This is a genomic window from Streptomyces noursei (assembly GCF_001646665.1).
Lineage (GTDB): Bacteria > Actinomycetota > Actinomycetes > Streptomycetales > Streptomycetaceae > Streptomyces > Streptomyces lavendulocolor.
The window spans coordinates 205,971-225,771 of the sequence record NZ_LWBU01000405.1; the positions used below are offsets into that span (position 1 = coordinate 205,971).

At 73.7% G+C, this 19,801-nt stretch carries 15 protein-coding genes; 12 read left to right on the plus strand and 3 right to left on the minus strand.

The genetic code is table 11. The features are described 5' to 3' along the window. Window positions 1–507, minus strand: a complete 507-nt coding sequence (locus A4V12_RS33930; protein ID WP_064073341.1) for a cysteine dioxygenase — start codon at window positions 505–507, stop codon at window positions 1–3. Window positions 508–1,187: 680 nt separating this feature from the next. Here A4V12_RS33930 and A4V12_RS33935 point away from each other — a divergent pair. The 3 genes from A4V12_RS33935 to A4V12_RS33945 all read left to right on the plus strand — a co-directional run bounded on the left by A4V12_RS33935 (window position 1,188) and on the right by A4V12_RS33945 (window position 7,748). Further along, window positions 1,188–1,451: a WhiB family transcriptional regulator gene (locus tag A4V12_RS33935; RefSeq protein WP_023588371.1), complete on the plus strand. Its 264-nt coding sequence runs from the start codon at window positions 1,188–1,190 to the stop codon at window positions 1,449–1,451. Between the two features lie 1,048 nt (window positions 1,452–2,499). Beyond that, on the plus strand, window positions 2,500–6,204 hold the full coding sequence (locus A4V12_RS33940) for a glycosyltransferase family 2 protein (protein ID WP_064073342.1): 3,705 nt from the start codon (window positions 2,500–2,502) through the stop codon (window positions 6,202–6,204). After that, window positions 6,201–7,748: a DUF5719 family protein gene (locus A4V12_RS33945; RefSeq protein WP_064073343.1), complete on the plus strand. Its 1,548-nt coding sequence runs from the start codon at window positions 6,201–6,203 to the stop codon at window positions 7,746–7,748. Before A4V12_RS33940 ends, A4V12_RS33945 begins: the two co-directional genes overlap by 4 nt. A 128-nt stretch (window positions 7,749–7,876) precedes the next feature. Here A4V12_RS33945 and A4V12_RS33950 read toward each other — a convergent pair whose 3' ends face one another. Then, window positions 7,877–8,305 (minus strand): metallopeptidase family protein, encoded by a 429-nt coding sequence (locus A4V12_RS33950; RefSeq protein WP_079137572.1) that lies wholly within the window; start codon window positions 8,303–8,305, stop codon window positions 7,877–7,879. 273 nt (window positions 8,306–8,578) lie between these two features. Between A4V12_RS33950 and A4V12_RS33955 the strand changes: the two genes are divergently transcribed. The 8 genes from A4V12_RS33955 (at window position 8,579) to A4V12_RS33990 (ending at window position 17,361) form a co-directional block, all read left to right on the plus strand. Continuing rightward, entirely contained in the window at window positions 8,579–9,007 is a 429-nt protein-coding gene (locus tag A4V12_RS33955) for a DUF3499 domain-containing protein (RefSeq protein ID WP_073757778.1), read from the plus strand. Window positions 9,008–9,106: 99 nt separating this feature from the next. Continuing rightward, window positions 9,107–10,474 (plus strand): phosphomannomutase/phosphoglucomutase, encoded by a 1,368-nt coding sequence (locus A4V12_RS33960; protein WP_064073374.1) that lies wholly within the window; start codon window positions 9,107–9,109, stop codon window positions 10,472–10,474. 424 nt (window positions 10,475–10,898) lie between these two features. Next, the gene (locus tag A4V12_RS33965; RefSeq protein ID WP_064073346.1) at window positions 10,899–11,081 is read left to right on the plus strand and encodes a Trm112 family protein; all 183 of its coding nucleotides are present in this window, start codon (window positions 10,899–10,901) and stop codon (window positions 11,079–11,081) included. A gap of 148 nt (window positions 11,082–11,229) precedes the next feature. Next, on the plus strand, window positions 11,230–12,510 hold the full coding sequence (locus A4V12_RS33970) for an SIS domain-containing protein (protein WP_079137573.1): 1,281 nt from the start codon (window positions 11,230–11,232) through the stop codon (window positions 12,508–12,510). Window positions 12,511–12,562: 52 nt separating this feature from the next. Next, a complete protein-coding gene (gene manA, locus A4V12_RS33975; RefSeq protein ID WP_064073347.1) occupies window positions 12,563–13,729 on the plus strand; it encodes a mannose-6-phosphate isomerase, class I in 1,167 nt (388 codons plus the stop codon). Between the two features lie 93 nt (window positions 13,730–13,822). After that, window positions 13,823–14,758 carry a cation diffusion facilitator family transporter gene (locus A4V12_RS33980; RefSeq protein ID WP_064073348.1) on the plus strand — a complete coding sequence of 312 codons (936 nt, stop codon included), beginning with the start codon at window positions 13,823–13,825 and terminating at the stop codon, window positions 14,756–14,758. 352 nt (window positions 14,759–15,110) lie between these two features. After that, window positions 15,111–16,568: an adenosylhomocysteinase gene (gene ahcY / locus A4V12_RS33985; RefSeq protein WP_064073349.1), complete on the plus strand. Its 1,458-nt coding sequence runs from the start codon at window positions 15,111–15,113 to the stop codon at window positions 16,566–16,568. Window positions 16,569–16,716: 148 nt separating this feature from the next. Then, entirely contained in the window at window positions 16,717–17,361 is a 645-nt protein-coding gene (locus A4V12_RS33990; RefSeq protein WP_064073350.1) for a hypothetical protein, read from the plus strand. Window positions 17,362–17,407: 46 nt separating this feature from the next. Here A4V12_RS33990 and A4V12_RS33995 read toward each other — a convergent pair whose 3' ends face one another. Further along, a complete protein-coding gene (locus A4V12_RS33995; protein ID WP_064073351.1) occupies window positions 17,408–18,394 on the minus strand; it encodes an RDD family protein in 987 nt (328 codons plus the stop codon). Between the two features lie 119 nt (window positions 18,395–18,513). On the opposite strand from A4V12_RS33995, the gene A4V12_RS34000 reads away from it, so the two are divergent. Continuing rightward, window positions 18,514–19,521 (plus strand): stage II sporulation protein M, encoded by a 1,008-nt coding sequence (locus tag A4V12_RS34000; protein ID WP_064073352.1) that lies wholly within the window; start codon window positions 18,514–18,516, stop codon window positions 19,519–19,521. Window positions 19,522–19,801: the final 280 nt, after the last annotated feature.

Here is a 19,801-nt window from a genome sequence, read left to right on the forward strand (position 1 = left end):
TCAGACGACGACCGACTCCCGCGGCTCCCCGGCGGCGTAGCAACCGCTGGGGTGCATCGGCATGTCGGTGAGGCCCGGGAAGTAGACGTGCAGGCTGACGGCCGGTTCGAGTGAGTCGTTGACCACGTCGTGCGCGTATCCCGGTGCGAAGACGCGCTGCGCGCCGGCGGTGAGCAGACGCGCGCCCTTTTCCGTACGTTCCGTCAGTTCGCCCCCGAGGACGGTCAGTACGCCGGAGGACTCGCCGTGATCATGCATACCTGTGCCCTGACCGGGCACCCAGGACAGCAGCCAGACCTCATATCCGGGTCCGGTGCGCAGCCGGTGGTACCAGCGGGTGGTGGCGTCGTACTCGACGAGGTGGGCCCACTGGGACCGGTCGGCCGCGATGGCGCGGGCCAGGCCGACGAACTCGGCCACGGTGGAGGGGTGCTCCTTGGCGGGCTGGAGAAGGTGCTGTACGGCGAGGATGTCGCCGGCGATCTGGAGGTCGCTGTCGCTGTTCATGGGCTGCGGGGGTTCCTCGAGAGAAACGGGTCCGGAAACCGGAAGCGGTACACGCGGGAAGGGCGGGAGACAGACGCTGGGGGAAGAGGCTGGAGCGCGGTGGCATCAACAGCTGGAACAGCGACAGCAACAGCGACGGAGGGGCTGGGAAGCCCGGGCAGCGCGGAGGGACCCACGGGCGTGGGTCGCGAGGAGCGCTGTGGTCGCTGGCATGCAAACAAAGGTGACCGGCCGGATTCCGTATGTCAACCCAATGCCCGATTTGGCGGCAATGTTTCACCTCATCCGGTTACTCCGTCCGGAGAAAGGTTTGTGCTGTGGGAGGCCAGGACACATGCCGCAGCAACCACCGGCGCAAACGTCGTCGCAGTCCCGTGACCCGACTGTGATCCGGATCGCTTCACCGGCCCGGCCGCAACAAGATCGAAGCGGCGGGCGTCCTCCCTTGAGGACGGCGGTGAAAGGGAGGGTGAGGGCGGGGCGGCGGCATGTGTCTCATTTTTGCTGATTTGAACACTTTCCGCATAGCCTTGGTTCCGCAGAGTGAATACCGGGCCCAATAGCAGATCCCGGCTTGACTGGCCCGGAGCACCGCACTTGTAATTTCACTCGTGTCGTTCGGCCGAAAAATTCGACAAACGGCGACGGCACGGGGACGCAAAGACCGACGAGGGGCGCACATGACCGAGTTGTTCCAGGAACTGCTGGTCGAGGACGCGGACGAGGAACTTGGCTGGCAGGAGCGCGCGTTGTGCGCCCAGACCGATCCTGAGTCCTTCTTCCCCGAGAAGGGCGGATCCACTCGCGAGGCAAAGAAGGTCTGCCTCGCGTGCGAAGTCCGTTCGGAATGCCTCGAATACGCGCTCGCCAACGACGAAAGATTCGGAATCTGGGGCGGGCTGTCGGAACGCGAACGCCGCCGTCTGAAAAAGGCCGCGGTCTGACGCTGCCGAGGCCACCGCCCCGGCTCCCCCGCGCGCCCTTCCCGTGCCGCGCCGCACGATCCGGCCCGGCACCGGCGTGTACCGGCCCGCCCGACCCGGGCGCGAGCCCCTGCCGTGCGGCCCGGACCGGGCGCCGGCCCCGCCGCCCCGCCCCAACCCACCCGGCACCGGCTCCCCCCCACGCCGCGGGGCTCCCCTCGCGCGCCCGGCCCGGGCGCGCTTCCGCCGTGCCGCCCGACGGGCCACGGGGCGCCGCCCCCGCCGGGCGCGGGGCTTCTCTCGTACCGCCCCGCCGGGCGTCGGCTTCCGCCGTGCCGCCCGACCGGTAGCGAGTTTCCGGCCTGCCCCGGACCGGGTGCGGGGTTTCTCTGGTGCCGGCCCGCTGGGCTTCCCCGGTGCCGCCCCACGGGCCGCCAGGTGCCGCCGTGCCGCCCGACCGGTACCGAGCTTCTGGCCTGCCCGGGACCGGGCGCGAGTTCCTGCCCGGCCTGACCGGGCGGGGGCATCTCCCGTACCGTCCCGCTGGGGGCGTCGGCTTCCGCCGTGCCGCCGCACGGGCCGCGGGGCTTCCCCCGTGCCGCCCGTACTGGCGCGAGTTTCTGCCCTGCCCCCGACCGGGCGCGGGTGCGCCTCGTCGAGTCCCCGGCCGGGCACGGGTTTCGGCCGAGTCGCCCGACCGGGTGGCAATCCTCGTGAGGGGCCCGCCCACGGCGTGGGCCCGCGTCCTGCGGCCCGGCTGAGCGGCGGCTTCCGCCCGGTCGGGCGGTGATCCTCGGTTCCCGCGGGGTCGCCCTGACCGGTCGGGGCTCCTGTCGAACCGCGGCGCCGGGTGGCGGCCCCCGCCGGTGCCGCCCGACCGCGCGGGCGTGGCGGGCCCGCCGGGGCCGACCGGCCAAACCGTGCACACGCGTACGTAAAGAACGGGCCACCGTCCGCGCTCTGTCCACAGGCGGCGGAGCGGCGTCGTGCCAGCCATTAGTGTGGGCCTCCGTCCGAGAGCTCCGACGCCCCCCGCGGGCGACCCCCCGGCCGGAGGGCCCGTAACCCGATGTCCGCCACAGCCGCGTTCACCCCCGCTTCCCCCACGCAGCAGCCCGAGTTCCCGCGGCACGTCGTCACCGCCGTGCTCGTGTCCCACGACGGCGCCCGGTGGCTGCCGGACGTCCTCGCCGGGCTGCTCAACCAGGAGCGCCCCGTGCAGAACGTCGTCGCCGCCGACACCGGCAGCGCCGACGACTCCGCGCGGCTGGTCACCGAGGCGATCGGCGACGACCGGGTGCTGCACCTCGCGCGGCGTACGGGCTTCGGCGCCGCCGTCGAGGAGGCCGCCCGCACCGCGCCCCGCCTCGGCCCCGAGGAGCTGCCCTACCTGAAGCGGCCCAGCGGCTGGGACCCGGTCAGCCGGACGTGGAACGACGACGCGTACGACATGCCGGACCTGCCGCACGGCGAGCTCGTCCAGTGGCTCTGGCTGCTCCACGACGACGCCGCACCCGAGCCCGGCGCCCTCGCCGAACTGCTCCGCGTCGCGGACGGCGACGAGCACGCGGCGATCATCGGGCCCAAGCTGCGCGGCTGGTACGACCGCAAGCAGCTCCTCGAAGTGGGCGTCTCCATCGCCAACAGCGGCCGCCGCTGGACCGGCCTCGACCGGCGCGAGCAGGACCAGGGCCAGCACGACCAGGTCCGCTCCGTGCTGTCCGTCTCCAGCGCCGGGATGCTCGTCCGCCGCGACGTCTTCGAGCAGCTCGGCGGGTTCGACCGCCGCCTGCCCCTGATGCGTGACGATGTCGACCTGTGCTGGCGCGCCCACTCGGCCGGCCACCGCGTCCTCGTCGCCCCCGACGCCGTCCTGCGCCACGCCGAGGCCTCCGCGCGCGAGCGGCGCACCGTCGACTGCGCGGGCCGCTCCGTCGCCAGCCCCCACCGCGTCGACAAGGCGGGAGCCGTCTACACGCTCCTCGCCAACGCCCGCGGCATCGCCTTCCCCTGGGTCCTGCTCCGCCTCGTCGTCGGCACCCTCCTGCGGACGCTCGCCTACCTGGTGGGCAAGGCGCCCGGCCAGGCCGTCGACGAAGTGATGGGCCTGTTCGGCACGTTGCTGCGGCCCGAGCGGATCGTCGCGGCCCGCCGCCGCAGGAGCCGCAGGGAGGTCGACGCGTCCGAGCTGCGCCCGCTGTTCCCGCCGCCCGGCGCCACCGTGCGCGTCACCGTCGAACAGGTGATGTCCGACTTCGGCGGCTCGGACGCCGATTCGGGCGGCTCCCGGCACGGCGCCGTCGAGTCGGGCCCCGGTGGCGACGACGCCGACTACCTGGAGATCGAGCAGTTCGCCCGCCTGAAGAAGATCGCCCGCAGGCCCGGCCCCGTCCTCTTCGCGCTGCTGCTGGTCGCGTCGCTGGTCGCGTGCCGCGGTCTGTTCGGCGGCGGGTCCCTCGCGGGCGGCGCGCTGCTGCCCGTTCCCGACGCGGTCGGCGACCTGTGGAGCCGGTACGCCGACGCCTGGCACCCGCTCGGCACCGGCGGCACGCAGACCGCCCCGCCCTACCTCGCGCTCCTCGCCGCCCTGTCCGGCGTGTTCCTCGGCTCCACCGGGCTGGCGCTCACCGTGCTGCTGGTCTGCTCGGTGCCGCTGGCCGGCGTCACCGCGTACTTCGCCTCCCGCTCCCTCGTCCAGTCCCGCCTGCTGCGCGCCTGGGGAGCCGTCGCCTACGCCTTCCTGCCCGCCGCGACCGGCGCCCTCGCGACCGGACGGATCGGCACCGCCGTCCTCGCGGTCCTGCTGCCGCTGATCGCCCGTGCCGCCGTCGCGGCGCACGGACTGCGCGGCCAGGACCGCGGGAGCTGGCGCGCCACCTGGGCGTACGCCTTCCTGCTCACCTTCACCATGGCGTTCACGCCCGTCGTCTGGCCGCTCGCGGTCGTCCTCGGGCTGGCCGTGCTTGCCCTGCGGCGCGACGACCTCGTCGCGTACGGGCTGCGGTTCCTGGCGGCCGTCGGCACACCGCTGCTGCTGCTCGCGCCCTGGTCGCTGTCCCTGCTGAGCGACCCGTCCGCCCTCCTGAGGGAGGCCGGGATGGAGTTCCGTACGGGGGCGGCGTCCCCGCTCGACCTGCTCGGCGCCTCGCCGGGCGGGCCGAGGACCGTCGGCGGCCTGGTCCTGATCGGCCTGGTCCTGGCGGCGCTCGCCGCCCTGCTGCGCGCCGAGCGGCAGTTCGCGATCCGGACGGCCTGGGTCACGGCGGTGGCCGCGCTCGTCCTCGCGGTGCTCGTGAACGGTTCCGGGGGCGGGTCCGGCTGGGCCGGGCCGGCCACGCTCGTGTACGGCGCCGCGCTGCTGGCCGCCGGCATGCTCGGCGCGGAGGGCGGCCGGACCCGCGTCGCCTCGCAGAGCTTCGGCTGGCGCCAGCCCGTCGCCGTGCTGATCGCGCTGGCCGCCGCCGCCGGCCCGCTGGTCTCCGCGGCGAGCTGGATGATCGGCGGCGCCGGCGGGCCGCTGGAGCGGCGCGACCCGGTGCAGGTGCCCGCCTTCGTGGCGGCGGAGAGCGACACCCGCGACCAGCCGCGCACCCTGGTCCTGGGCGGCACCTCGACGGCCGAGGTCCCGTACACGCTGGTCCGCGGTTCCGGGGCCCGTCTCGGCGACGCCGAACTGACCGCGGCCGGCGGCGGCGACCCCCGCCTCGACGAGGTCGTCGCCCACCTGGTCGCCGGCTCCGGCGCGGACCAGACCGCCGAGCTGAGCGGCTTCGCGATCCGGTACGTCCTGGTGAGGGACGGGTCACCGCGCCAGATGAGCCGCGTCCTGGACGCCACGCCGGGGCTCACCCGGCTCAGCCGGCTGGACGGCAGCGCCCTGTGGCGGGTCGACCGCCAGGTCGCGCGCGCCACCATCGTCCCGGGCGGCGACGGCAAGGGCGAGCGGCTGCCGGTCGCCGCCGGCCCGGTCGAGGCGCACACCGACATCCCGTCCGGCGGCCCCGGCCGCGTCCTGCGCATCGCGGACCGCGCGGACGAGGGCTGGCAGGCCACGATCGACGGCAAGCCCCTGAAGAAGACGGTCGTCGACGGCTGGGCGCAGGGCTTCGAGCTGCCCGCCGGGGGCGGACGCCTGGACCTGACCCACGAGGACACCTTCGGCCACACCGCCTGGGTCTGGACCCAGTGCTTCCTGGCCCTGGTCCTCCTGGTGCTCGCCCTGCCGGGGCGGCGCAGGGACGTGGACGACGACCTCCCGGACGAGGAGCAGCCCGCCGTGACCGCCGAGGACCTGGCCGGCGACGGCCGGCGGGCCCGCAGGCTGCGGGCGGCCGCCGCCGAGGCCGAGGCCGCGGGGACGGACGGTGCCCCGGAACCGGAGCCCGCCCCCGCGCCCGTACCGGACGCCGATCCGTACGCGGCGCAGGGCGTGCCGCAGCAGCCGTCCTACGGCGACTGGGACGGCGGCGGTTCGTACGCGGCCCACCCGGCCGACGGGCAGCAGTACCCGGCGGACGGCTACCAGCAGTACCCCGAGGAGCAGCAGCAGTACGCGCCCTACGGCCAGTACCCGCAGCAGACCTACGAACAGCAGCCCTATGAGCAGGGCCAGTACGAGCAGGGCCAGTACGAGCAGGGCCGGTACGAGCAGTACGACCAGTACGCGCAGGGCCCGTACGACGGGCAGTACCCGCCCGGCCCGTACGAGCAGCAGCAGGCCTACGGCTACGAGTACGACAACGAGCAGCGTCCCGACGGGAGCAGCAACCAGTGAACCGCGCCACCCTCTCCCTCGCCGCGGCCGTCACCGCGCTCGCCGCGGTCACCGGCTTCGCCGCCCTGACCACGCCCGGGGCCGACTCCGGGACGGCGGCGGCCGCGAAGGCCCCCACGCGGCTCCCGGTCGAACGCTCCAGCCTGCTCTGCCCGGCACCGAGCAACTCCGAGGTCGCCGAGACCGTGTACACCTCCTTCACCCCGGCGGGCGGCGCACGGGGCGCCGGCACGGGCACGGGTGAGGCCGGCCGGGCGGAGCTCAAGCCGTCCGCCGCGACCTCCGACGCGACGACGGCCGACCCCGGGAAGGCGAACACGCCGAAGAAGGCCCCGGCCGCCGACAAGCCCGTGCTCACGCTCACCCAGCCCGGCAGGCCGGTCTCCGCCGAGGCCGACGGCGGCGACGCCCCCGCCCTGGTCGGAGCCGCCTCCGGCCGGCTCGCGCCCGGCTGGACCACCCAGCAGACCACCAAGGTCCCGGCGGGCGGCGGGCGCGGGATGCTCGGTGTCAGCTGCACCGCACCGGACACGGACTTCTGGTTCCCCGGCGCCTCGACGGTCGCCCAGCGCGCCGACTACGTCCACCTGACCAACCCCGACGACACCGCCACGGTCGTCGACATCGAGCTGTTCGGGCCGGGCGGCGCCCTGAAGTCGCAGGTCACCGACGGTGTCACGGTCCCCGCCCGGTCCGACGTGCCGGTCCTGCTGTCCACGCTGACGGCCGACCCGGCCGCCGAGGACGTCACCGTCCACGTCACCACCCGCAGCGGGCGGGTCGGGGCGGTGGTGCGCTCCGCCGACGAGAAGCTCGGCAGCGACTGGCTGGCCGCGTCCGCCGACCCGGCCGGGTCGCTGGTGCTGCCCGGCATCCCGGCGGACGCCACGTCCGTACGGCTGGTGGCGTACGCGCCGGGCGAGGACGACGCCGAGCTGAGCATCCGGCTGGCCGGCCCGACGGGCACGATCACCCCGGCCGCGGCCGAGAGCCTGCACGTCAAGTCCGGGATGACCGCGGCCGTCGACCTCCAGGACGTCACGCGCGGCGAGGCCGGGTCGCTGCTGCTCACGCCGCTGCGGAAGGGGCGTGCGACCCCGGTGGTCGCCGCGCTGCGGGTGGTGCGCGGCAAGGGCGACGACCAGGAGGTGGCGTTCATCCCGGCGACCGGGCCGGTGGGGGAGCGGGCGACCGTGGCGGACAACCGGGCCAAGGGCACCACCCTGTCGCTGACGGCACCCGCCGAGGGCGCGGAGGTGAAGGTCACGGCGTCGGCCGGCACGGAGGGCGGGACGCCGGCGACCACGACGTACAAGATCAAGAGCGGTACGACCCTGGCGGTCACCCCGCCGGTGCCGGCCGGGTTGAAGGGCTCGTACGCCCTGACCGTGGAGACGGTCTCGGGCGGTCCGGTGCACGCGGCGCGCACGCTGGCCGAGCCGGACGACGGCCTGCCGATGTTCACCGTGCAGACGCTGGCCGACGACCGGGGCACGGTGGAGGTCCCGGTGGCGGGACAGGACCTGTCCGTCCTGGACGACTAGCCACCCCGGCACCGCGGGCCCGGGACCCGGCCGTACCGGCTGGTCCCTGCCTCGGTCCCCGGCCCGGCGGCGCCTGGTCCCGGCCCTACCGGCTGGACCCTGCCCCGGTCGCTGGTCCGCTCTGCGCGCTAGTCCTGGCCGTACCGGGGGTCGACCGATTCCGGCGACTGCCCGAGCAGCTCGGCGACCTGCTCGACCACCACCTCGTGGACGAGCAGGGCCCGCTCGTCCCGGCTCTTGGCGCGCAGCTCCACCGGCCGCCGGTAGACGACGATCCGCGCGGGCCGGTCCCGCCCGGCCGGCACCGAGACGCCGAGCGGCACGGTTTCCTCGGGGGCCACCGGCACCTCCAGGACCAGGAAGTCGACGTCGGCCAGCTGGGGCCAGCGGCGCTCCAGCCGCTCCACCGAGTCCTGGACCAGATCGCGGAAGGTGTCGGCACGGCTGGCGGAGAGCGGTACCTGCGGCGGGGCGACGGGTCCGCGCATGCCGCGGCCGTGGCGGTCTCGGCGGCGCGGCCGGGGCTCGGCCGGGCGGGGCGGTACGGGACTGTCCATCACTGAGGCAGGGTAGCTCTCCCCGGCGGACGGCGATCGTGCCGCGCGCCGGGCCCGCGCCATGTCGCCGATTGCGCGATCCGGCCCCACTTGGGCGCGCTTCGGCGTGGCTGCCCGATCGGTTGGTCCGTCAGGAATGACCGGATTCGTTCGGGGTCATGTTCGGCCCGCCGACCGCCGGAACCCCGGCCCGACGCCTTCCGCGCAGGTCAGCCGAGCGTTTCCGGAGGCCCCTGTGCGCGACGTCACACCGCGACACGGGCGAGTGACCTGGTGGAGAGTCGTCGCGGCCCGCTCAAGAGTGCGGTACCGTCCAACGTCGTGAGCCCTGTACGTCGCTGTTCGCGCACCGCGTGCGGCCGCCCTGCCGTCGCGACACTGACGTACGTCTATGCCGACTCGACAGCGGTTCTCGGCCCGCTCGCCACCTACGCCGAGCCCCACTGCTACGACCTGTGCGCCGAGCACAGCGAGCGCCTGACCGCGCCGCGCGGCTGGGAGGTCGTCCGGCTCTCGGACGGTTCCGCCCCCGCCCGCCCCAGCGGCGACGATCTCGAAGCGCTCGCCAACGCCGTCCGGGAAGCGGCCCGCCCCCAGGAGCGCGCCGCGCAGGCCGGCGGCAAGCCCGGAGGCCGCGCCGGAGACCCCGTGGAGGTCGGCCGCCGGGGCCACCTGCGGGTGCTGCGCTCTCCCGACTCCTGACGCCCCGCCCCGTACGGGTAGTTTGTGTGCTCCACCGCGGGTGGACACACAGGGCTTGCAGGAGGGTGCGGGGAAGTGACAGCTGATCTGTCTGGTGGTCTGTCTCGTGATCTGTCGGGGATCGTGAAGGCGTACGACGTCCGCGGAGTGGTCCCGGACCAGTGGGACGAGCCGCTGGCTGAGCTGTTCGGCGCGGCGTTCGTCGACGTCACGGGCGCCGACGCCATCGTCGTGGGACACGACATGCGCCCCTCGTCCCCCGGTCTGTCCGGCGCGTTCGCGCGCGGCGCCGCGCGGCGCGGCGCGGACGTCACGCTGATCGGCCTGTGCTCCACGGACCAGCTGTACTTCGCGTCCGGGACCTTCGGACTGCCGGGCGCGATGTTCACCGCCTCGCACAACCCGGCCCAGTACAACGGCATCAAGATGTGCCGGGCCGGCGCGGCCCCCGTCGGCCAGGACACCGGCCTGGCGGAGATCCGCGCGCTCGCGGAGAAGTGGCTGGAGACGGGCGCCCCCCGAGCGGCGGCCACCCCCGGCACGCTCACCGAGCGCGACACCCTCGCCGACTACGCCGCCCACCTCAAGACCCTCGTGGACCTCGGGTCCATCCGGCCGCTGAAGGTCGTGGTCGACGCGGGCAACGGCATGGGCGGCCACACGGTCCCCTCCGTCTTCGCGGGCCTGCCGCTGGACCTGGTCCCGATGTACTTCGAGCTGGACGGGACCTTCCCCAACCACGAGGCCAACCCGCTCGACCCGGCCAACCTCGTGGACCTGCAGCAGCGGGTGCGCGAGGAGGGCGCGGACCTGGGCCTCGCCTTCGACGGCGACGCCGACCGGTGCTTCGTGGTCGACGAGAAGGGCGACCCGGTGTCGCCGTCCGCCGTCACGGCGCTGGTCGCGGCGCGCGAGCTGGCCAGGAACGGCGGCACGGGGACCGTCATCCACAACCTGATCACGTCGTGGTCCGTGCCCGAGGTCGTCCGCGAGAACGGCGGCACGCCGGTGCGGACGCGGGTCGGCCACTCCTTCATCAAGGAGGAGATGGCCCGGACCGGCGCCATCTTCGGCGGTGAGCACTCCGCGCACTACTACTTCCGCGACTTCTGGAACGCGGACACCGGCATGCTGGCCGCCCTCCACGTGCTGGCGGCGCTCGGCGGCCAGACCGGCCCGCTGTCCCAGCTGGTCTCGTCGTACGACCGCTACGCCGGCTCCGGCGAAATCAACTCCACGGTCGCCGACCAGCCCGGCCGCACCGCGGCGGTCCGCGAGGCGTTCGCCTCCCGCGAGGGCGTCACGACCGACGACCTGGACGGCCTGACGGTGACGGGTGCCGACTGGTGGTTCAACCTCCGCCCCTCCAACACGGAACCGCTGCTGCGCCTGAACGTCGAGGCCCGCGACGAGCCGACGATGGCCCGGCTCCGCGACGAGGTCCTCGCGCTCGTCCGTACGCCCTGAGCACCACGCGCACGGGCGGCCGCCGGAACCGGGGGTGAACCTCCCGGTTCCGGGAAGGGGCGGGGTGGGGAACGAACCCGTCCCCGTGGCGGACCACCCGGTCCCCGCGAGGCACGAGCCCGTCCCCGCCGCACCGCGTCGCCGGGCCCCCGGCGGTAGGCTGACGTGGCCCGGCGCACACCGCCGAACGGGCCCACCGAGCACCACCCGCACCGACCGGACCACCCGCGACAGCACCCCGCACCACAGCACGACACACCGAGCACCACGCACCACAGCACAACTCCGAGCACCACGCACAGCAGCACCCGAACACCCCGCACCACCGCACCACCCGCCGACCCGGCCCACACCCCGGCGCCCGGCGCCCGGCACCCAGCCACCCACCACGTACCGACACCATCCGCCCGAAGGGACCCGCCCCATGCCGCTCGAAGCCGGCCTCCTGGAGATCCTCGCCTGCCCCGCCTGCCACGCCCCGCTCAGCGACCGCACGGCAGCCGAGACCCCCGAGCTGATCTGCACCGGTGAGGACTGCGGCCTGGCCTACCCCGTACGGGACGAGATCCCCGTCCTCCTCGTGGACGAGGCCCGCCGCCCCGCCTGACGGAGCACCCGCAGCGCGCGGGGGCGACGGCGACCCACGGACACCCCGTCCGCGTCCCGCCACCCGCCCACCCGCCGGGAGCACCCGTCCGTCCCGGCGCCGCGCCGCACCGCACCCCAAACCGCACGGCGATCGGAGGCCCCACCTCATGCTCGACGAGACGCTGCTCGACGACCCGGACGCCCTGGCCCGAGTGGACCGCCGCGGCCTGCTCCGCGGGGCCGCCGAAGCCGGGGCGCGGGTCCGCACCGCAGCCCGCCACGCCGCCGAAGCGGGCGTCACCGAGCTGAACCCGGAGGGCCGTCCACGCTCGATCATGGTCGCCGGTCCGGGCACCGCGTCCGCGGGCGTCGCCGATCTGGTGGCCGCCCTGGCCGGCGCCTCGGCTCCCGTGGCCCGCCTGCACTCCACCGGCGTGGCCGCGGCCGCGGGCGCCTACCGCTGGACGCTCCCCGGCTGGGCCGGCTCCGTCGACCTCCTCCTGATCACCACCACCGACGGCAGCGAACCCGGCCTCGCCCTCCTCGCCGAGCAGGCGTACCGCCGCGGCGTCACCGTCGCCGCCGTCGCCCCCGAGCGCTCCCCGCTCGCCGAGGCCGTCACCAGTACGCACGGACTCGTCGTCCCGATGGCGGTCGCCCCGCACGAGCTGACCGATGAGGAGGCGCAGGAGGCGAGCCCCGCCGCCCTGTGGGCGCTGCTCACCCCGCTCCTCGCGCTGCTCGACCGGGTGGGCCTCGTCACCGCCCCCGCCGACGCGCTCCAGCGGATCGCCGACCGCCTCGACCGGACCGCCGAGCGCTGCGGCCCCGCCGTCGCCACGTACGGCAACCCGGCCAAGACCCTCGCCGCCGAGCTGGCCGACACCCTTCCGCTCGTCTGGACCGAGGGCGCCCTGGCCGCCCCCGTCGGCCGCCGGTTCGCCACCGTGCTGGCGGAACTCGCCGGCCGCCCCGCCTTCGCCGCCGAACTGCCCGAGGCCCTCGCCGCCCACCGCGTCCTCCTCTCGGGCGACTTCGCGGGCGGCGCGGACCCCGACGACTTCTTCCGCGACCGCGTGGACGAGGCCCAGGCCCTGCACGCCCGTGTCGTCCTGCTCCGCGACCGCCCGGCCGGCGGCCTCACCGCCGCGCCGGCCGCCCGCGAGCTCGCGCTCAGCCACGACACCACCATCAGCGAACTCGAACCCGAGGACACCACCGTCGGCAACGGCAACGGCACCTCCACCGGCGACGACCCGACCGCACCCGGAACCGGCCCGGCCGCCCCCGGCAACGGTCCCGCCGGCGAGAGCCCGGCGGCGCCCGGCCCCGGTCCCGGCACGGTCCGGGACGGAGCCACCGACCTCGAAGGGCTGGCGGAGCTCCTCGCCATCACCGACTTCGCGGCCGTCTACCTGGCGCTGACGTCCCGCCTCCACACCACCTGACGCCCCCGCCTCCCGGCCGCACGGCACGCAAAGACGCAAGGAACGACGACGCATGGACCGCCTCTCCAACACCGTCCGCCCGTACGCCTGGGGTTCCACGACGGCCATCCCGGACCTGCTCGGCGTCGCCCCCACCGGCGAACCGCAGGCCGAGATGTGGATGGGCGCCCACCCCGGCGCCCCCTCCCGCGTCACCCGCCCCGGGCACCCGGAGCAACCGCTGTCGGCCCTCATCGAGGCCGATCCGGAACGCGAACTCGGCCCCGCCGTCGTCGCCAGGTTCGGCCCGCGCCTCCCGTTCCTCCTCAAGGTCCTCGCGGCCGGCGCCCCGCTCTCCCTCCAGGTCCACCCCGACCTCGCGCAGGCGCGGGAGGGGTACGCCGCCGAGGAACGCGCCGGCATCCCCCTCGACGCACCCCACCGCAACTACAAGGACGCCAACCACAAGCCCGAACTCATCTGCGCCCTCACCGCCTTCGAGGGCTTCTGCGGCTTCCGCGCCCCCGACCGGACCGCCGACCTCCTCGACGCGCTCGAGGTCGACTCCCTCAAGCCGTACGTCGACCTCCTCCACGCCCACCCCGAGGACGCCGCCCTCCGCGAGGTCCTGACGGCCGTGCTCTCCGCCGACCCCACCGAGATGGCGGCCACCGTCACCGAGACCGCCGCCGCCTGCGACCGCCTCGGCGGCGCCCACGCCCCGTACGCCGTCCTCGCCCACCACTTCCCCGGCGACCCGGGCGTCCTGGCCGCCATGCTGCTCAACCACGTCCGGCTCCAGCCCGGCGAGGCGCTCTACCTGGGCGCCGGTGTCCCGCACGCCTACCTCGGCGGCCTCGGCATCGAGCTCATGGCGAACTCCGACAACGTCCTGCGCTGCGGACTGACGCCCAAGCACGTCGACGTCCCGGAACTGCTCCGCGTCGTCCGCTTCGAACCCCTCGACGCCGCCGTCCTGCGCCCCGAAGCCTCGCCCTCCGGCGAAGAGGTCTACGAGACGCCGATCGACGAGTTCCGCCTCTCCCGTTACGTACGGTCCGAGGGCGCCGCCCCCGTCGACCTCACCGCCCCCACGCCGCAGATCCTCCTCGCCACCGCCGGCACCCCGCGGACGAACGACATCACCCTCACCCCGGGACGTTCCGTCTTCGTCCCCGCAGGCGAAAAAGCCGAACTGTCCGGTACGGGCACCCTCTTCCGCGCCACAGTGGTGGCCTGAATCATCGCCCGTCGGCACTGCTGCAACAATGTGCCGCCGTACGAACCACCCCCCGAAGCAGCCGGCAGCATTCAGGAAGGGACACCCGCACGCATGAGCGCGTCAGGCGGAACCAAGGCGATCGTGGCGGCACTTGCCGCGAACCTAGCGATCGCTGTGGCCAAATTCGTGGCGTTCCTCTTCAGTGGCTCGTCCTCGATGCTCGCCGAGAGCGTGCACTCGCTGGCCGACTCCGGGAACCAGGGCCTGCTGCTCGTCGGCGGCAAGAAGGCCCAGCGCGAGGCAACGCCCCAGCACCCCTTCGGCTACGGCCGTGAGCGTTACATCTACGCCTTCCTCGTCTCGATCGTCCTCTTCTCCGTCGGCGGCATGTTCGCCATCTACGAGGGCTACGAGAAGATCAAGCACCCGCACGAGATCGAGGCCTGGTACTGGCCGGTCGGCGTCCTCGTCTTCGCGATCATCGCCGAGACCTTCTCCTTCCGGACCGCCATCAAGGAGTCCAACCAGGTCCGCGGCACGCTCTCCTGGAAGGAGTTCGTCCGCCGCGCCAAGGCGCCCGAGCTCCCGGTCGTCCTGCTGGAGGACCTCGGCGCGCTCGTCGGCCTGGTCCTCGCCCTCGTCGGCGTCAGCCTGGCCCTGGCCACCGGCAACGGCGTCTGGGACGGCATCGGCACCCTCTGCATCGGTGTCCTGCTCATCGTGATCGCGATCGTCCTCGCCGCCGAGACCAAGTCGCTGCTCCTCGGCGAGTCCGCCGGCGTCGACGAGGTCAAGAAGATCGAGGCGGCGCTCGTCGACAACGACACCGTGACCGGCATCATCCACATGCGCACCCTGCACCTCGGCCCCGAGGAACTGCTGGTCGCCGCCAAGATCTCCGTCCAGCACGACGACACGGCCGGTGAGGTCGCCGCGGCGATCGACGCCGCCGAGGAGCGGATCCGCGCCGCCGTGCCGATCGCCCGGGTGATCTACCTGGAGCCGGACATCTACCGGGAGAGCGGGCGCACCACCCCCGCCACCTGACGGCCCCGGCCGGACCCGACGAGGCCCCCGCTCCCCGCAAGGGACGGGGGCCTCTCCGCTGCCCCCGCCGCCCCACCGGGCCCACCCGCCCCGGCCGCCCGGCCCGCGGCCCGGCTGCCCCGCGCCCCCACCGGATTCCGCACGGGCTGTGGTCCGCCGGACCGATCGGTGTAGATTCGTGACAGAGCCAGACGTCGCTGCTGATGGCGGTCGGGCGGTCCGCGACGGACCGGCCGAGGGAGAGAGGGCCTCCGACGACTGCACTGCGGGTAGCAGGCATCCTTGTGGTGTCCAGCTACCTCGCAGAGCCAGCCGTACCCACCCTCGACCCAACAACGAGGAGCAGCTCGAAATGACGACTGTCGCCAACCGACAGGACTTCAAGGTCGCCGATCTCTCCCTGGCCGAGTTCGGCCGCAAGGAGATCACCCTCGCCGAGCACGAGATGCCCGGCCTGATGGCGATCCGCAAGGAGTACGCCGAGGCCCAGCCCCTCGCCGGCGCCCGCATCACCGGCTCCCTGCACATGACCGTGCAGACCGCCGTCCTGATCGAGACGCTGGTCGCCCTCGGCGCGCAGGTCCGCTGGGCGTCCTGCAACATCTTCTCCACCCAGGACCACGCCGCCGCGGCCATCGCGGTCGGCCCCGAGGGCACCCCGGACAACCCCCGCGGCGTCCCCGTCTTCGCCTGGAAGGGCGAGACCCTGGAGGAGTACTGGTGGTGCACCGAGCAGGCGCTGACCTGGCCGGACACCGCCACCGGCGGCCCGAACATGATCCTGGACGACGGTGGTGACGCCACCCTCCTGGTCCACAAGGGCGTCGAGTTCGAGAAGGCCGGCGAGGCCCCGGACCCCTCCACCGCGGACAGCGAGGAGTACGGCCACATCCTCCGCCTCCTCAACCGCACGCTGACCGAGAACCCGCAGAAGTGGACCCTCCTCTCCTCGGAGATCCGTGGTGTCACGGAGGAGACCACGACGGGCGTCCACCGTCTCTACGAGATGCACCGCGACGGCACGCTGCTGTTCCCGGCGATCAATGTGAACGACGCCGTCACCAAGTCGAAGTTCGACAACAAGTACGGCTGCCGCCACTCCCTCGTCGACGGCATCAACCGCGCCACCGACGTCCTCATCGGCGGCAAGGTCGCGGTCGTCTGCGGCTACGGCGACGTCGGCAAGGGCTGCGCCGAGTCCCTCCGCGGCCAGGGCGCCCGTGTGATCGTCACCGAGATCGACCCGATCTGCGCGCTCCAGGCGGCGATGGACGGCTACCAGGTCACGACCCTGGACGAGGTCGTCGGCCTGGCCGACATCTTCATCACCACCACGGGCAACAAGGACATCATCATGGCCTCGGACATGGCCAAGATGAAGCACCAGGCGATCGTCGGCAACATCGGTCACTTCGACAACGAGATCGACATGGCCGGCCTGGCCAAGATCCCCGGCATCGTCAAGGACGAGGTCAAGCCGCAGGTCCACACCTGGACGTTCCCCGACGGCAAGAAGATCATCGTGCTGTCGGAGGGCCGCCTGCTCAACCTGGGCAACGCGACCGGCCACCCCTCGTTCGTGATGTCCAACAGCTTCGCGGACCAGACGCTGGCCCAGATCGAGCTGTTCACCAAGCCCGAGGAGTACCCGACCGACGTCTACGTGCTCCCCAAGCACCTCGACGAGAAGGTCGCCCGCCTGCACCTCGACGCGCTCGGCGTGAAGCTCACGAAGCTCCGCCCCGAGCAGGCCGCCTACATCGGCGTCCAGGTCGACGGCCCCTTCAAGCCGGACCACTACCGCTACTGACGGCGCCCGTGCACTGACGCACGTCCGCAGCGGCCGGTGACCGGCAGCAGGTACCCAGGCAGGCCCCCGCACCCCCGTGCCGGGGGCCTGCCCCGTACCCGGCGCGCCCCTACCGCTGACACCGCCGACACCGAGGACCTGAAGAACCATGCCCCGCGGCCGATATTCGCTCCATGACCCGCACGATCACACCCCCCTCGGTGAAGAGCACTTCAACTGTGCGCCCGGCCCCTCCGGCTGGCGCTACGTCTCCCAGATCACCACCCCCTCCGGCCCGGGCCCCGGAAACCACCCCCGACAAGGCGCGGCCACCGGTTCCGTCGACCTCACCCTCGACGACCTCGGCCGCCCCATCCGGCTCGAACTCCACGCCGCGAGCTGGCAGGTCCGCGGCGCCGCCCTCGACGGCGTCACCTGGGTCCGCACCGACCCCACCGGAACGCACGCCACGGAAGGCAATGTGCGCGCCCACGCCTTCACCGGCACGTCCCCGGCGTTCCTCGTCGCCACGTCCCGCCTGCTGCGCCTCACCCCCGCTTCTCCCCCCACCCGGGTCCGCCTCGTCGCCTTCACGGACCCGGTCCTCGCCCCCCTCACGGTCGACCAGTCGTGGGCCCTGATCAGAAGTGAAGCGCACGCCACTGACAACGGCCCCCTGACCGTGGACGAATACCAGGTCAGCGCCCTCGACACGGGCGAGCGGCACACGGTCCACATCACCGGCGACGTGGTCCTCGCAGCCCCCGGCATCGAGCTCGAGGACCTCGAGACGCCCCCCTCGGTCTTCACCTGAGCCGACACCCGGCCACCCCGGCGCGACCGGCGAGGCCCCCCGGCCGCTACCCGGGCGGCGCGAACCCGGTGGCCGGCGGCGTACCCCCGCGCTGCCCGCCCCCGACCGCACCGGAGTCCCCACCGGCACGGACGCCACCGGCACCGTCGACCCGGCCGGCGCCCGCCGGCCCGGGACCACCCACACCAGCGGCGCCACCGGCACCGGCGGGGACACCTCCCGCTCCACCCGGAGCCACCGGCCCGCCCGCGCCCGTGGGCCCACCCGCCGCCGTCGCGCCCCCGCCCGCGGCGAACGCCCGGCGGGCGTCCCGCGCCCGCCGCTCGTTCACCACCGCGGCCAGGTACTCGGCCGCGGGCACCCCGGGCGGCGGAGGCGTTCCCGTCCTGGCCACCAGCTCGTCGGCCAGCCGCTCCGCCAGCGCCCGCCCCACCGCGGGGTCGAGCTGCCGCATCCGCGTCAGGTACTGCCGTATGCCCAGCCACAGCTCGTCCGGCACCGCCGAGAGGTCCAGTTCCGCGAACCTCCCGACCAGCCAGGGCGGCGGAGGCGGAACAGCCGTCCCCCGAGCCGCCGGCACCCGCTCCCGCACCACCAGCGTCCCCGCGAAGACGTCACCGATCCGCCGCCCACGCTCCGACACGAGCGAGGCGATGCACACCACCACCCCGAACGTCATCAGGATCTCGACGACCCCCACTGCCCCCCGGACCAGGGCGTGCCGGAACCGGATCGGCCCCCCGTCGTCCCGCACGACCCGCAGCCCGCACGCCAGCTTCCCCAGCGACCGACCGTGGGACAGGGTCTCCACCGCTATGGGGGCTCCCACGAGCACCAGCAGGAAGGTCGCGATCGTCACCGCCATGACGGCTGCCTCGTCCAGGGACGCGGTGGCCATCGCCAGGGCCACGGATATCAGCAGATACACCGTCCACACCACGACGAGGTCGATCGCCAGAGCGAGCGCCCGGCTAGGCAGCTTCGCCGGCCGCAGACCCAGTACGACCGCGTCGCCCGTCACGACCCCGCTCACAGCGCCCACCCTTCTCCGGCCGTCCGCCGACCCCGTCGAACGCCAGTCTGCCAAGCTGGCCGTCAGCGCGCCGCAGTAGTACGAACCGTACGCACCAGTGCCTGGAGCAGCAGCCGATCATGGACCTCGACGTCTACGTCTCCGCCCACCGCCCCGAGTGGGACCGTCTGGACCACCTCCTGCGACGCGGCCGCCGTCTGACCGGGGCCGAGGCGGACGAGCTGGTCGCGCTCTACCAGCGCACCGCGACCCACCTCTCCCTCCTCCAGTCCAGCGCTCCTGATCCCGTGCTCACGGCCCGGCTGACCCAGCTGGTCGCCCGCGCCCGCGCCACGGTCACCGGCACCCGCCGCGCCTCGTGGCGGGACGCGGCCGCGTTCCTGACCTCCGGCTTCCCGGCGGCCGTCTACCGCTCACGCCACTGGTGGATCCCCACCGCCGTCCTCTCCACGCTGCTGGCCGCGATCATCGGCTGGTGGATCGGCACCCACCCCGAGGTGCAGTCCTCCATCGCGGCCCCCGACGAACTCCGCCGCCTGACCCGCCCCGGCGGGGAGTACGAGACGTACTACTCCAGCCACCCGGCCGCCTCCTTCGCCGCCCAGGTCTGGACGAACAACGCCCAGGCGGCCGCCATGTGCCTGGTCCTCGGCGCGTTCCTGTGCGTCCCCGTCCTGTGGATCCTCTTCCTCAACATGCTGAACCTGGGCGTCGGACTCGGCCTGATGTCCTCCGCCGGGCGCCTCGACACGTTCCTCGGCCTCGTGCTCCCGCACGGCCTGCTGGAACTGACGGCCGTCTTCGTCGCCGCCGGCACCGGACTCCGCCTGGGCTGGACCCTCATCGACCCGGGCCCGCTGCCCCGCCGCACGGCCCTGGCCCAGCAGGGACGAGCCGCGCTCGGCATGGCCCTGGGCCTGGCCCTGGTCCTCTTCGTCTCGGGCCTCATCGAAGGCTTCGTCACCCCCTCGGGCCTCCCCACCTGGGCCCGCATCGCCATCGGCATCACGGCTGAGCTGGCGTTTCTCCTGTACGTGTACGTCCTCGGGGGCCGCGCGGCCAGAGCCGGCGAAACGGGGGACGTCGAGTCCCCCGACCGCAGCGCGGACCTGCCCACCGCCGCCTGATGTGCGTCCGGCACCGCTGACCTGCTAGTCTCCTCTTCGCCCACAAAACCCGTTGACACGGGTGACGTGGGGAGGTAGATTTGAACGGTTGCCTGAACTGGACAGGTTCGGGCGAGACCGTTTAGAGTCTCTCTTGCTCCGGTCGGAATTGATTTCCGCGGAGCCACTCCGATTCTCATTCGAATCACAAACGCCGATTAGCTCGGCGGAAATGATTCTGATAAAGTCGGAACAGCCGAAAGGCAAAGGCCCTCCAACGGCCACCGGAAACAGAATCCGA

What these genes read in the sequence shown, in the direction of transcription:
- A4V12_RS34000 (WP_064073352.1), top strand. Translation starts at nt 18,514, where the DNA reads ATGGACCTCGACGTCTACGTCTCCGCCCACCGCCCCGAGTGGGACCGT.
- A4V12_RS33980 (WP_064073348.1), top strand. Translation starts at nt 13,823, where the DNA reads ATGAGCGCGTCAGGCGGAACCAAGGCGATCGTGGCGGCACTTGCCGCG.
- A4V12_RS33965 (WP_064073346.1), top strand. Translation starts at nt 10,899, where the DNA reads ATGCCGCTCGAAGCCGGCCTCCTGGAGATCCTCGCCTGCCCCGCCTGC.
- ahcY (WP_064073349.1), top strand. Translation starts at nt 15,111, where the DNA reads ATGACGACTGTCGCCAACCGACAGGACTTCAAGGTCGCCGATCTCTCC.
- manA (WP_064073347.1), top strand. Translation starts at nt 12,563, where the DNA reads ATGGACCGCCTCTCCAACACCGTCCGCCCGTACGCCTGGGGTTCCACG.
- A4V12_RS33935 (WP_023588371.1), top strand. Translation starts at nt 1,188, where the DNA reads ATGACCGAGTTGTTCCAGGAACTGCTGGTCGAGGACGCGGACGAGGAA.
- A4V12_RS33990 (WP_064073350.1), top strand. Translation starts at nt 16,717, where the DNA reads ATGCCCCGCGGCCGATATTCGCTCCATGACCCGCACGATCACACCCCC.
- A4V12_RS33930 (WP_064073341.1), bottom strand. Translation starts at nt 507, where the DNA reads ATGAACAGCGACAGCGACCTCCAGATCGCCGGCGACATCCTCGCCGTA.
- A4V12_RS33970 (WP_079137573.1), top strand. Translation starts at nt 11,230, where the DNA reads ATGCTCGACGAGACGCTGCTCGACGACCCGGACGCCCTGGCCCGAGTG.
- A4V12_RS33940 (WP_064073342.1), top strand. Translation starts at nt 2,500, where the DNA reads ATGTCCGCCACAGCCGCGTTCACCCCCGCTTCCCCCACGCAGCAGCCC.
- A4V12_RS33950 (WP_079137572.1), bottom strand. Translation starts at nt 8,305, where the DNA reads ATGGACAGTCCCGTACCGCCCCGCCCGGCCGAGCCCCGGCCGCGCCGC.